Source organism: Agrobacterium genomosp. 13 str. CFBP 6927 (genome assembly GCA_900012615.1).
Taxonomy (GTDB): Bacteria; Pseudomonadota; Alphaproteobacteria; order Rhizobiales; family Rhizobiaceae; genus Agrobacterium.
The window spans coordinates 1,957,276-1,970,392 of sequence record LT009756.1 but is presented as its reverse complement, the minus strand read 5'-3'; the positions used below and the strand labels follow the sequence as shown (position 1 = coordinate 1,970,392).

Here is a 13,117-nt window from a genome sequence, read left to right as displayed (position 1 = left end):
ACGGAGGGAGCGCGCGACGGACGCCTCAGTCGCTCTACTACGACGAACGTGAGGTCGGCGACGACCACACGTGTCGCTCCTCCGTGGAGAGTCGCCGCGAGGCAGTGGGGGTAAGCCCCACCCACCATCGATCTGCCACCAACACAAAGCCTCCTGATAAAGCTCCCCAAGCCGGCATTCACGCTGCACCGCACCGCGTCAATTCTCATCCTGCCTGAAGAATCCGCTTGACCCCAACGCTGCCTCCGCTTAAATGGCGCTCGAACCGTACCGTACGGTACATTAATCGAGCCCCTGGAGTGGAAAGACTTGGCTTCCGACCCGATCACAGCGCAGGAATTTTCGCCGCGCCAGAACGCCGTTCTGGACCAGGCATTGCGTCTATTGGTCGAGGGCGGCGAGAAAGCGCTCACCACATCGGGTCTGGCGCGCGCCGCCAACTGTTCCAAGGAAAGCCTCTATAAGTGGTTCGGCGATCGCGACGGCCTGCTGGCGGCGATGATCACCTTTCAGCAGAGCAAGGTCCGCACCTTCGAAAAGGCGGGCGACCGCGTTTCCGCACCGCAGCTCGCCGATCACCTCGAGGTTTTCGCGCATGATCTGCTGGATGTGCTTGCGGGTGACGTGTCACTGGCGCTTAACCGTCTGGCGATAGGGCAGGCGAGCCGTGACGGCTCGAAGCTCGGTGATCTGCTGCTGGAACGCGGCCGTCGCCAGATCGACCGGCGGGCGCGTGGGCTAATCGAGGCGGGTCGCCGTTCCGGCTATCTGCGTTTCGATGATGCCGAGGAGGCATATCGCAGTTTTTACGGCCTCATCGTTTCGGATCTGCATGTGCGTATGCTGCTGGGCGAGGCGCCGGACAAGGATTTTTCCGCCCGGGCGAAGAAGGCGGTCGTCGCCTTTCTGACCCTCTACGGCACGGAAAAGGTACATTCGGAACTCAGCGGCAAACCCGCCTGACATTCCGGTTCAGACAACTGAGAGACAAGCATTAGGGAAGGACCATAAAATGCGCGTTTATTATGATCGTGATGCCGATCTCAATCTCATCAAGTCCAAAAACGTCGTCGTTGTCGGCTACGGTTCCCAGGGCCGCGCCCATGCGCTGAACCTCAAGGATTCCGGCGCCAAGAACGTCGTCATCGCTCTGAAGGCCGGTTCGCCGACCGTCAAGAAGGCCGAAGCCGATGGCTTCAAGGTCATGACCGTTGCCGAAGCCGCCAAGTGGGGCGACCTTCTGATGATGGCGACGCCGGACGAACTCCAGGCTGACATCTATAAGGCCGACATCGCCGGCAACATCCGTGATGGCGCAGCAATTGCTTTCGCACACGGCCTCAACGTTCACTTCGGCCTCATCGAGCCGAAGGCATCGCTCGACGTCGTCATGATCGCACCGAAGGGCCCCGGCCACACGGTTCGCGGCGAATACCAGAAGGGCGGCGGCGTTCCCTGCCTCGTTGCCGTTCACCAGAACGCTTCCGGTAACGCCCTTGAACTCGCTCTCTCCTACGCCTGCGGCGTTGGTGGCGGCCGTTCGGGCATCATCGAAACCAACTTCAAGGAAGAGTGCGAAACCGACCTCTTCGGCGAACAGGTCGTTCTGTGCGGCGGTCTCGTCGAGCTCATCCGCGCCGGTTTCGAAACCCTGGTCGAAGCCGGTTACGCACCGGAAATGGCCTATTTCGAGTGCCTGCACGAAGTGAAGCTGATCGTCGACCTGATCTATGAAGGCGGCATCGCCAACATGAACTACTCGATCTCCAACACGGCCGAGTGGGGCGAATACGTCACCGGTCCGCGCATCATCACTGCCGACACCAAGGCTGAAATGAAGCGCGTTCTGCACGACATCCAGACCGGCAAGTTCACCTCCGAGTGGATGCAGGAATGGAAGGCCGGCGGCGCCCGCTTCAAGGGTATCCGTCGCAACAACGACTCCCACCAGATCGAAGAAGTCGGCGCCAAGCTGCGCGGCATGATGCCCTGGATCGGCAAGAACAAGCTGGTCGACAAGGCCGTCAACTAAGCTTCATTGCTTGCAGAAGATTGAAAGGCCGGGGCGAAAGCTCCGGCCTTTTTGCATTGTGCCCGGTGCTCGATCACACGATGGCGTCTTCTTCTTCGATAACCACCGAAACCGGGAAGTGATCGGAGAACCCACCGAGATTGACGTTCTTGACCGCATCGCCTTTCGACAGGCCGAAGCGGATCGGCCCCTCATTCTTGCTGTGGCTGACCATGGCGGCAATGGCTTCGATTTTTGCCGTCTCCTCACGCGCCGTGAAGCCGCTGCTACCGGTCAGAAGCGATCGGGAAACGAGGATCTGATCGAAGATATTGGCATCGCCGTTGAAATAGAGCGTGCCGTAGATAGTCCTTGCCGTGCCGACGGAATCGACCACCGGCTGGCGCAGGTAATTCCATGTGAGATTGTAGAACATGGCCGATTGCGAGTTCTCGACATCGTCGCGCTCGCGGGTGGAATTGGCGTGGTAGCGCAGCGAGGCATCGGAAGGATCGTCGTTGAAGTCGCCGAAGGCGATGACGGCGATGTCGTTGCCTTTCTCTTCCCTGATACGTTGGTGCCAGTAGCCCAGCGTCTCACCGGCGGTCATGCGAAAACCGGCGCTTTCCACCGCGCCGCCAGAGCGCGACGGCCAGTGATTGGAGAGCGCGATAAGCTGGCGGCCGCCCTTGGTGATGAAGGTGCATTGGGTAATGTCGCGCGTGCCGGTGCGGCGCATCACGAAATGGCTGAAAATCTCGTTCTCGTTGATCAGTAGCTTTTTGCTGTCATAGATGAAGGCGGTATCGATGCCGCGCTGATCCTTGCTGGAATCGGCATGCACGACCCGGTAGGAGCGCGCGGGCATGAGGTCGTTCAGATGTTCCGCCAGCGTCTCCAGAACGAAACGGTTCTCGACTTCGCAGACACCGAGCAGATCCGGTCCCGCGCCGCCGATCTGGCTTATGATCAGACCGAGCTGTTTGACCTTGGTTTTGAACAGGTCCTCGGTCCAGCCTTTCAGATCGTTCTTCAGCCGCTCGGCAATCCACGGTTCTCGCGCCGGATAACCCTCCGGCGCAAACAGGTTTTCGACATTCCAGAACGCCAGGACATATTGGGTCATGATCCGCACACCTCCGGTTGGTTTTTCAAGCCTAGTGGAAGTTTTTGCCATAACAACTTGAAATTGTAATGAAGGTGGGCGGCCGGCGCAATTTTCCCGTTTTTGGCCTTACTTCGCCGGTGGAATGACACCCTTCGTCAGAAGGAAGCAGCCATAAAATCGGGTTTCGCCCGTGCTGATGACGCAATAGGCTTTTTTTGCCTGCTCGTAGAAGGCGAAGCGCTCAATGCCGTACATGGGCGCGGATTTTCCCTCCGCGGCGTCGATTTCCTTTTGCACTTCCACCTGTACTGGCTCCAGCTGATCCGGCGCGCCCATCACTTCCATGCGGCCGACGGAAGGCTGCAGCGGCGTGTCGAGCGGCAGGACCGAGAGGATCGCCTTCATGGCGCGGGCTGCGGAGACGTTGTCGATATGCAGCACCTTGCCGACGGTCGTGTGGCGGGCAACCGAATCGGAGGGGAAGTTGGTGTCGGAGATCACCAGCGTATCGCCATGCCCCATGGCGCGCAGCGCGTGCAGGACATCGGCATTCAACGCCGGGTCGATATTTTTCAGCATGTCGTCAAACTCCCATGATGCTTTGGCCGCGTTGCGGCGCGCGCGCAATCCAGCTGGAAAACCATGCCGCGTCAATCGCAAAGGTGTGATTGTGAAGCTTTGCGCAAGGGTGTATTTGGCTTTGTCCGCAAAATCGGGCCTTAAGGCAGGTCGGTTGCGGGCAAGGTGCAGGGAGGCAGAAATAATTCGAAAAACTGATAAGTCAGTATTGCTGACGTATCGACATTTCTGTAAAGATGCACGCATAAAAACGACACAAGAGGAAACGTACCCATGCTCAATTGGGAACAAATTTTCGCCACGCGCTCTTCGCGCATGAAAGCGTCCGAAATCCGTGAGTTGCTGAAGCTGCTCGAGCAGCCCGATATCATCTCCTTTGCCGGTGGTATTCCGGACCCGGCTCTTTTCCCCGCAGAGGAATTCCAGCAGGCTTATGCGGAAATTTTTTCGGGTTCGCAGGTAAACTCGGCGCTGCAATATTCGGTGAGCGAAGGTTACAAGCCGCTGCGCGAATGGCTGGCAGGCGAAATGGCCGAAATCGGCATCGACTGCACCGCCGATAACGTCTTCATCGTTTCCGGTTCGCAGCAGGGTCTCGATTATCTCGGCAAGCTGTTCCTGTCGCCGAAGGATACGGCGCTGGTCACCTGGCCGACCTATCTCGGCGCGCTTTCTGCCTTCAACGCCTATGAGCCGAATTACGACCAGCTGAACCCCGGCGGCAACCGCACGCCCGAGACCTACCGTGAGAATGCCGCCAAGCTCGGCGGTGCGGTGAAGTTCGCTTATCTCTCGGCCGATTTCTCCAATCCGACCGGCGAAACCGTCGATCTGGCCGGCCGCGAAAAGGTTCTGGCGCTGGCCGATGAACTCGATATCGCCGTCATCGAAGACGCCGCCTATCAGTCGCTGCGTTACGATGGCGAGGCTGTTCCGCCGATCATGGCGCTCGACATCGCCCGCTCGGGCGGCATCGAGAACACCCGTACCATCTATTGCGGCAGCTTCTCCAAGACGCTCGCACCGGGCCTTCGTGTCGGTTACATCGTCGCTTCCGCGCCGGTTATCCGCAAGCTGGTGCTGATGAAGCAGGCCGCCGACCTGCATTCCTCGACCATCAACCAGATCGCCATCGAACGTGTCGCCTCGCGCGGCTTCGAAAAGCAGGTCGCCAAGATCAAGGCAGCCTATAGCGCCCGCCGTGACGCGATGCTGGCTGCGCTCGACAGATACATGCCGAAGGGTACGCGCTGGACAAAGCCGGAAGGCGGAATGTTCATCTGGGTGACGCTGCCTGAGGGAATGGATGGCGCAGCGTTGCTGGCGAAATCCATCGCCACGGAAAAGGTTGCCTTCGTTCCCGGCCGAGCCTTCTTTGCTGATGGCTCCGGCACGAATACGCTGCGCATCAGCTTCTCCTGCGCCAACGAGGCGATGATCGAGGAGGGCATGAAGCGGCTTGGCCGGTTGATCGCAACGGCGCAGGCGGAAACGGGCGAGGCGCTGCCGGCGATTTGAGGGGCTTTGCGGCAACGACGGAGGTTGTGGCTTCACCCCCCTCTGTCCTGCCGGACATCTCCCCCTCAAGGGGGGAGATCGACTCGCGGGCAGGTTTCGCCCATCTCGATGTTTGAGACCGAAGTGGTGTCAGCGCCTCTTGCCGATCTCCCCCCTTGAGGGGGAGATGCCCGGCAGGGCAGAGGGGGGTGAGCCGCAAGCGCTAAGGGGCGTTGTTCCCCTCAATCCCGCTGACCCCAACAGATCACACCCAAAAATCCTGCCTGTCACATACATGTTATGCAATCATGTTTTAGCGGTCCCACCAAACAACAGGGACTGGACCCATGAAAACGCTGCTCTCCGCTTTCACCGCCATCGTGTCGCTCGGCTTCATCGCCACCGCCGCCAATGCCGCCGATCTGGTGCTTTACACCAGCCAGCCCAACGAGGACGCGCAGGCGACCGTTGATGGTTTCAAGGCCGCCAATCCCGGTCTCGAGGTTGAATGGGTGCGTGACGGAACGCCGAAGATCATGGCCAAGCTGATGGCCGAGATCAATGCCGGCAATCCGGTTGCCGACGTGCTTTTGATCGCCGATACCGTAACGCTGGAGCGCATGAAGCAGGCTGGCCAGCTTCTCGCCCACAAGTCTGCGGAAGCCAAGAATATCGACGCTTCGCTCTACGATGCGGACGGCTTCTATTATTCCACCAAGCTCATCACGACAGGCATCATGTACAACACTGCAGCTGCGATGAAGCCGACGAGCTGGAAGGATCTCGCCAAGGCAGAAGCCAAGGGTCTCGTCACCATGCCGAGCCCGTTGACCTCGGGTGCGGCGCTGATCCATGCGCAGACGCTTGCCGCCGTTAAGGATCTCGGCTGGGATTATTACAAGCAGCTTAAGGCCAATGAAGCCATTGCAGGCGGTGGCAACGGTGCGGTTCTGAAGTCCGTTGCATCGGGCGAAAAGGCCTATGGCGTGGTCGTCGATTACATGCCGATCCGCGAAAAGGCCAAGGGCGCGCCGGTTGAGTTCGTCTTCCCGGAAGAGGGCGTTTCGGCCGTCACCGAGCCGGTCGCGATCATCAAGGGCACCAAGCACGAGGAAGCCGCGAAGAAGTTCGTCGATTATGTGTTGTCCGAAAAGGGTCAGCAGGGCTTCGTCAAGCTCGGTTACATTCCCGTGCGTGCCGATGCCGGCATGCCGGAAGGTTTCCCGGCCCGCGACAAGATCAAGGTTCTGCCGCTCAACGCTGCCGATGCGCTGAAGAATTCCGAACAGGACCTGAAGACTTTCTCCGATATTTTCGGCTCCAAGGGCTGATAAAGCGGAATGACCCGTTCGAATGCCTATGGAAGCAGCCAGCCGCGCTGGCTGTTTCCTTTTGTGGTCAGCGTTGTTTTTGCGCTCAGCGCCCTGCCGCTCGGGCGGCTCGCCTATACTGGCATCATATCGTCACTTAATGGTGACATATGGCGGCTTCTCGCCGATCCTGCCCTTTGGGATGCGGCGTTGAACACGCTCTCCACCTCGTTTTTCGGCATGCTGATTTCGCTTTTGATCGGCGGCGCTTTCGCGCTTGCGCTGACGCTTTGCGACATCCGCGGCAAGTCGATCCTGAGCTTCCTGTTCATGCTGCCGATGATGATCCCGCCGCAGGTGACGGCGCTGTCGTGGATCGGCATGACCGGTCCCTCGAGTACGCTGTTGAAGGCCATTGGCCTTGCGCCGGCGATGGGGTCGCCGCAGCCGCTTTATTCGATTGCGGGCATCGCGCTTCTGCTCGGCGTGCAGCATGCGCCGCTCGTCTATCTGTCGCTGCGCGCCGGTCTGCTCGCCTTGCCGCAGGACGGCATCGAGGCAGCCAAGCTTTCCGGCGCGTCGCCGCGCCGCGTGCTGTTCGATATCATCCTGCCGCTGTCGACGCCGGGGCTGATCGCCGGGGCGGCGATCTCCTTCGTCTCCAGTGTCGGCAATTTCGGCATTCCGGCGATCCTCGGCATTCCCGCCTCGATCTTCACCCTGCCGACACTGATCTACAGCCGTTTTGCCAGTTTCGGCACCAGCACATTCGGCGATATTGCCATTCTCTCCACCATGATCGCCATCATCTCCGTCGCCGGGCTTGCGCTTCAGGAACGGGCGATGAAGGGCAGGGATTATCGCATCATCGGTCTTTCCGGCAAGGCGGCGACCTTCCGGCTTGGGCTGTGGCGGGTGCCGGCGGAGCTTGCCCTGTGGCTCGTGCTGTTCTTCATGCTTGTGGCGCCGCTGACGGCGCTGGTGGCAAGCTCGCTCGCGCCCGCCTATGGCGTGCCGCTCAACCTCAAGACCGCGACGCTGCATGCCTATGAAGAATTGCTTTACCGCCAGAGCGTGACGCGCACGGCGTTCCGCAACTCGTTGTTTCTGGCGACGGCCACCTCGCTTTGCCTGCTGGCGGTGACGGTGCTGACGGCCTATTTTCTGGTGCGCGGCAAGAGCCGTTTCATGTTCCTGCTTTCGGCGCTGGTGGATATTCCCTATGCGCTGCCGGGGGTAGTGATTTCCGTCTCCTTCGTGCTGCTTTTCGCGGCTCCCATTCCGCTTGTCGGCATCACGCTTTACGGCACGATCTGGATCATTCTCCTCGCCTATTTCTCTTCCTTCTTCGCCGTCAGCCTGAAACCCATGGTCAGCGCCTTCCTGCAATTCGATCCGTCACTGGAAGAGGCAGCAAGGCTCTCCGGCGCCGGTTTCTGGCGACGGTTGAAGGATATCATCCTGCCGCTGGTCGGGCCTGCGGCGGGGGCATCGGTCATCCTCGTTTTCCTGATCGCCTGCAACGAGCTGACGGTTTCGGCGCTGCTGTGGTCGGCCGGCACCCAGACGCTCGGTGTGCTCATCTACAATCTCGATGATAGCGGCAGCTTCGATCTTGCCTCCGCACTTTCGGTGCTTGTCGTCATCATGGTGATTTTCCTCATGGCTCTGCTGGAAATTCTGGGGCGCTATCTGCCGAAAGGAGTGGTCCCTTGGCGAAACTGATCCTGAACCGCCTGTCGAAGAGTTTCGGTGCCGGTTCGAAACCAGCCGTGGACGATGTGTCGCTGACGGTACGTGACGGCGGTTTTCTCGCTCTGCTCGGGCCTTCCGGCTGCGGCAAAACGACGGTGCTGCGCATGATCGCCGGTTTTGAACAGCCGACTGACGGTTCCATCCTGCTCGGTGAGCGGGTGCTGGCCGATGCCGGCAGCATGGTGCCGCCGGAGCGGCGCAACATGGCGATGGTGTTCCAGTCCTATGCGCTGTGGCCGCATATGTCGGTTGCCGACAATGCCGGTTATCCCTTGAAGGTGCGCGGCATTTCGGGGGAGAAATATCGCGAAAAGGTGCGTCAGGCGCTTGCCGCCGTCCGCCTCGAGAGCTTCGCCGATCGTCGTCCTGCCGAATTGTCCGGTGGCCAGCGGCAGCGTGTGGCGCTTGCCCGCTGCCTTGTTACCGAGCCTGACGTGGTGCTGCTCGACGAGCCGCTCGCCAATCTCGATCGGCATCTGCGGCAGGAGATGGAGGAGACGTTCCGCGAGTTCCACATCCGCTCCGGCGCGACGATGATCTACGTCACCCACGATCAGGCGGAAGCCATGGCGCTTGCGACCGATGTCGCCGTGATGTCGCAGGGCAAGCTGCTGCAGGTCGCGCCACCGGCGGAGCTTTATGCGCGGCCCGAAGGCAGGCTGGTCGGCTCGCTGGTGGGGCAGGGGGCGATCTTGACCTTGCCGGTGCCGGAAGTGGCCGCGCGCGACCTTGATTGGGAGGGACTTCGGGCGGCTATGGAGAGCGGAACCGGATCACCACAGGCGGATATTCTTGTGCGGCCGCAGGATGTGGTTCCGGATGCGGACGGCATTCCCTGCACTGTGACGTCGGTTCTTTATGAGGGCGAGCGTTATGCCCTGCGTCTCGACCTGCCGGATGGGCAGGCGCTGAGGGCCTATTCGCGCGAAGCGGTTGACGTCGGAGACCGTCTGCCGGTGGCCATTCGCGCGGCGTGGCGGCTTTAGAGGTGGTGTCACGGGCGACCTGTCGATGCAATAATACGGCAGATCGCGCTTCTCCCATTTTATGGGGTTCCCCGTCATTCCGGCCTTGAGCCGGAATCCAGCCGACGCGCGTCTGCGCGGCGAGAGAGTCCTTTCAGCCCAAGGACTTGGGCTGGCTGGATACCGGCTCAGGGCCGGTATGACGGAGAGAAATTCAGCAATGGGAAAGAGGTAGGCAGCGCCGCACTCGTGCGAGAACACTCCACTGGCGAAACGGGTCTGGAATCGCTAATCTCGGTATTCAAAACAGGGATCATTCATGTCGCTTCGGCTTGCCACCTTCAATATCGAAAATCTCCTCACCCGTTTCGATTTCACCGGCTTTCGCAACCAGACGCGGCGCGACAGGGCGATCCAGCTTTTCGATATCAGAGACGAGGCGACCTATCAGGCGCTGGAAAGCGCGCGGATGGTGTCTTCCACCGACGATACGCGCCAGCTTTCGGCGCTCGCCATCGCCGATGCGGATGCCGATATTCTCTGCCTGCAGGAGGTCGACAACATGGCCGCGCTGCAGGCCTTCGAATATGGCTATCTCTATCGCATGGTCGGCAATGGCTACCTGCAGAAATATCTGGTCGAGGGCAATGACAGCCGCGGCATCGATGTCGCCGTTGTCATGCGCGAGGAGACGCGGGACGGCGACAGGATCGAGGTGGTCGACATCAAGAGCCATGCGGCGCTGACCTATCGCAATCTCGATCTCTTCAATCCTGCGCTTGCGGCCACAAACCAGATCGACGACAAGATCTTCAAACGGGATTGCCTGGAAATCGATCTGAGGATCGGTGGCAAGCCGCTGACGCTTTACGTCACGCATTTCAAATCCATGACCAATTCCCGCGATCCGGTCGATGCCCGGCTCGCCACCATGCCGATCCGTGAGGCGGAAGCCATGGCGGTTCGTCGCATCATTGAAAACCGCTGGGGCGCCGGCAATACCCGCAACAAGAATTTCGCCATCTGCGGCGACATGAACGATTATCAGGAGCGCGTCGTGATTTCCGGCGACAGGCGCAATGGCTACAGCTTCAACCCCGTCGAAGAGGCGAGGAGCGCGCTCGATATCTTCACGGCTGACGGGTTTGTCACCAATCCGATGTCGCGCCGCGACGTGATGGATCGCTGGACGCTTTATCATTCTCGCGGGCCGCAGGAACAACACCTGTGCCAGCTCGATTATATCTGGCTTTCCCCGCATCTTGCACAGATCAACGCCACAAGGGTTCCCGAAATCATCCGCGCCGGCCAGCCTTATCGCACCGCGTTTCCGCCGGGGCAGGAGGTGGAGCGTTATCCGCGCACCGGCTGGGACCGCCCCAAGGCCTCGGACCATTGCCCGGTGGTGATGACACTGGATTTGATCTAGCCTGAGGCTCGGCCGGCTAGCCGTTGGCGACCTTCGGAAAATACGTGGCCCAGACCCTGTTTCGGCCGGCGCGCTTGGCTTCGTAAAGCCGGTCGTCGGCAATGGCGATCAGCTCGTCCCAGCTGTTGATCGTGCGTGCTTCCTGCCAGACAACGCCGAAACTTGCCGTGAGCGACAATCCGCTTTGTTCATCGACAATCTGGGCTTCGATCAGCCGGCGAAGCCGGTCGGCGGTGGCTGTCGCCGTGGCATGGCTGACATCCTGCAGGACGACAACAAACTCCTCGCCACCATACCTCGCCAGAATATCGTGCTTGCGCAACGCGCCCCTTAGCAACCCCGCCGTCTTTTGCAGCGCGAGGTCGCCCATGGCATGGCCATATCTGTCGTTGATGGATTTGAAATGATCGATGTCAACAATCATCACGCCAAGAGCCTGAAACTGGTCCTCGCCGGTCAGCATCGCGCGAACGGCTTTTTCCAATGCGCGGCGGTTGAATACGCCGGTCAGGGCATCGGTTTCGGAAAGCGTGCGCAACTGTTCGGCCAGCGCCCGCTGCTGGTTCTCCATTTCCCCCTTCTGGCGTAGCTGCTCGCGCAGGAAATCGAGTTCCTGGAACATCTTCTTCACTTCCGGGGCAACCCTGTCCTGATAGCTCGCTTCGGAGAGATCGCCATCGGCAATCGCGGCAATCTGCGCCCGGACGGATTGCATTGGCTGGAACAGCGCTGTCCTGTAGACCGATGCGAGCCGTAGCAGGACCAAAACCGCGATGCAGGCGATGAACAGCGACACCCCGCCATAGATCAGCGCCTCCTGCTTCTTCTTTTCGATTCTGGCCCGGGTTTCAGCGAGAATAAGGTCACGCAGCGTATCCGATGACCGCATGCCGAGAATGTAATTTTCCGAGAATCCGCGAACGCTTGGACGGGCGGATGGCATGACGATCGCGATCGTGTTCTGCGCGTAGCGAAGGGCCTGGCCGAAGTAGTATGTTTCAAAATCGCGAAATGCCTTGTCTAGGCGCGGTGTCGACAGATAAGCGGCTGTATAGTTCCACAGCGATGATTTCAGCAGCATGAGGCTCTGCATCTCGGTGTCGAATTTTGCGCGATAGCTTAATTTGTCCTGCGAGTTTGCCTGCAGGCTCATGACCACGTAAGAGCCAAGGCGGCCGATCCTGTCCCGCATCACGCCGGCCGTGCCGGTCATTGCGATGTCGATCGCTACATCAGGCGTCTTCATGATGATGGCGCGCGCGGCCCTGCCGCGAAGCAGGTTGACGCTATCCGCCGCCTTGAACATCAATTGAATGGCATTGGACATGGCGCTGTAGCTGCGTGCATCGGGTGCAAGTGCGGCTACCTGATCCACCGCTTCTCGCGATTGCGCCAATTTTCTGCGGGTTTCGGCAAGCGCTTTCGCCAGTTCGGGCTGAGCCCTCATTTCCTCGGCGAAGGCAGCTTCGAGCTGAGACAGCCTGTCGTCCGTCGCTTTGCGCGCAGCAGCAAGCCCTTGCACCAGCTTTGCATCCGCAGAAGATGCTCCCATCAGATTGTTGGCAGGTCCGCGTTCGGCCGATACCAGCCAGGCGGAATGGAGAGCGGTTTCGAAGCGGCTCAGTTGCTCGGCATTGTTGCGATAACGCAGATAGTTGGAGACGCTCGGCAGCGCGGCAAGTGTGGCCAGCAGGATGGAACTCACGGCGATGATGATCGTGCCTGTCAGCTGTATTTTCTGTATGCTAGCGCGCATCGGATGCGTTATTCCCGCTGGGATGGTTATGGGTTATCGCTATTCTAGTCGCAGCACGTAAATACTTCGCTTATTTCGCAGGCCTTTCGCTGCGATTGCGGTCATGCCAGCCGTCCCGCGGGCCTTGTGTGGAAAACATGTCCACCGATGGCATGCGGACAATTTTCGCTTTACACGAAGTCAGAATCTGATAGTTGGCAAGGCACTGGATTGCCCTTGTAGCTCAGTTGGTAGAGCACCTGATTTGTAATCAGGGGGTCGCGGGTTCGAACCCTGCCGGGGGCACCAGTATTTTCAACGGCTTGGCCTTCCCCCATCAGTATTCTGTAACCGTCTGCCTCAACGCCTAGGGCTTGATGTGGTAAAGTTTGTGCACGATCGACCAGTTGCCGTCGCGTTCCAGCAAAGACAGATATTCGTAGAAATCCATGCCGTCGAAACGCGTCTCCAGCTTCACCGAGGCGCTGTCGCCTTCCTTGTCGATGCCGAGGATTTCGAAGGTGGGGTCGTGGTCCGGCAGGCCGCGGTCGCTTTTTCGCATCTGGTCGACGAAATCCTCGAGCGACAGCCATTCGGTCTCGCCCTCGAAAGTGCCGACGATATTGGCGCGCGGATCGAAAACATCACGCATCAGGCCTTCATCCGCATAGGCCATGGCATGCACATAGTCCGTGACGGTCTGGGTAATGGTTTGCGGCATCGGATCA

The 13,117-nt window shown here is 59.7% G+C and carries 11 protein-coding genes and 1 tRNA gene; 8 read left to right on the top strand and 4 right to left on the bottom strand.

Features of this window, described 5'->3' with window-relative positions; genetic code table 11:
- Window positions 1-309 precede the first annotated feature (309 nt).
- Window positions 310-963, top strand: coding sequence for a TetR/AcrR family transcriptional regulator (locus AGR13A_RS09895; protein WP_003507581.1), 654 nt, complete (start codon window positions 310-312; stop codon window positions 961-963).
- Window positions 964-1,012: 49 nt separating this feature from the next.
- Window positions 1,013-2,032 carry a ketol-acid reductoisomerase gene (gene ilvC / locus AGR13A_RS09890; protein ID WP_003495030.1) on the top strand — a complete coding sequence of 340 codons (1,020 nt, stop codon included), beginning with the start codon at window positions 1,013-1,015 and terminating at the stop codon, window positions 2,030-2,032.
- A 73-nt stretch (window positions 2,033-2,105) separates the two neighbouring features.
- On the opposite strand, the gene AGR13A_RS09885 is transcribed toward ilvC, so the two are convergent.
- A complete protein-coding gene (locus AGR13A_RS09885) occupies window positions 2,106-3,137 on the bottom strand; it encodes an endonuclease/exonuclease/phosphatase family protein (protein ID WP_080835066.1) in 1,032 nt (343 codons plus the stop codon).
- Window positions 3,138-3,245: 108 nt separating this feature from the next.
- Window positions 3,246-3,698, bottom strand: coding sequence for an RbsD/FucU family protein (locus AGR13A_RS09880; protein WP_080836733.1), 453 nt, complete (start codon window positions 3,696-3,698; stop codon window positions 3,246-3,248).
- 273 nt (window positions 3,699-3,971) lie between these two features.
- Between AGR13A_RS09880 and AGR13A_RS09875 the strand changes: the two genes are divergently transcribed.
- The 5 genes from AGR13A_RS09875 (at window position 3,972) to AGR13A_RS09855 (ending at window position 10,654) form a co-directional block, all read left to right on the top strand.
- Window positions 3,972-5,216: an aminotransferase-like domain-containing protein gene (locus AGR13A_RS09875; RefSeq protein ID WP_080835064.1), complete on the top strand. Its 1,245-nt coding sequence runs from the start codon at window positions 3,972-3,974 to the stop codon at window positions 5,214-5,216.
- A 326-nt stretch (window positions 5,217-5,542) separates the two neighbouring features.
- Window positions 5,543-6,526, top strand: a complete 984-nt coding sequence (locus AGR13A_RS09870; protein ID WP_035223972.1) for an ABC transporter substrate-binding protein — start codon at window positions 5,543-5,545, stop codon at window positions 6,524-6,526.
- Window positions 6,527-6,535: 9 nt separating this feature from the next.
- Window positions 6,536-8,230 (top strand): ABC transporter permease, encoded by a 1,695-nt coding sequence (locus AGR13A_RS09865; RefSeq protein WP_080835061.1) that lies wholly within the window; start codon window positions 6,536-6,538, stop codon window positions 8,228-8,230.
- The gene (locus tag AGR13A_RS09860; protein WP_035223975.1) at window positions 8,218-9,246 is read left to right on the top strand and encodes an ABC transporter ATP-binding protein; all 1,029 of its coding nucleotides are present in this window, start codon (window positions 8,218-8,220) and stop codon (window positions 9,244-9,246) included. Before AGR13A_RS09865 ends, AGR13A_RS09860 begins: the two co-directional genes overlap by 13 nt.
- Before the next feature lie 298 nt (window positions 9,247-9,544).
- Window positions 9,545-10,654 carry an endonuclease/exonuclease/phosphatase family protein gene (locus tag AGR13A_RS09855; protein ID WP_035223977.1) on the top strand — a complete coding sequence of 370 codons (1,110 nt, stop codon included), beginning with the start codon at window positions 9,545-9,547 and terminating at the stop codon, window positions 10,652-10,654.
- Between the two features lie 16 nt (window positions 10,655-10,670).
- On the opposite strand, the gene AGR13A_RS09850 is transcribed toward AGR13A_RS09855, so the two are convergent.
- Window positions 10,671-12,410, bottom strand: coding sequence for a GGDEF domain-containing protein (locus AGR13A_RS09850; RefSeq protein ID WP_080835058.1), 1,740 nt, complete (start codon window positions 12,408-12,410; stop codon window positions 10,671-10,673).
- 212 nt (window positions 12,411-12,622) lie between these two features.
- Between AGR13A_RS09850 and AGR13A_RS09845 the strand changes: the two genes are divergently transcribed.
- Window positions 12,623-12,698 (top strand) — tRNA-Thr (locus AGR13A_RS09845).
- Window positions 12,699-12,756: 58 nt separating this feature from the next.
- On the opposite strand, the gene AGR13A_RS09840 is transcribed toward AGR13A_RS09845, so the two are convergent.
- Window positions 12,757-13,110: a nuclear transport factor 2 family protein gene (locus AGR13A_RS09840; protein ID WP_035223983.1), complete on the bottom strand. Its 354-nt coding sequence runs from the start codon at window positions 13,108-13,110 to the stop codon at window positions 12,757-12,759.
- Between the last annotated feature and the right edge of the window lie 7 nt (window positions 13,111-13,117).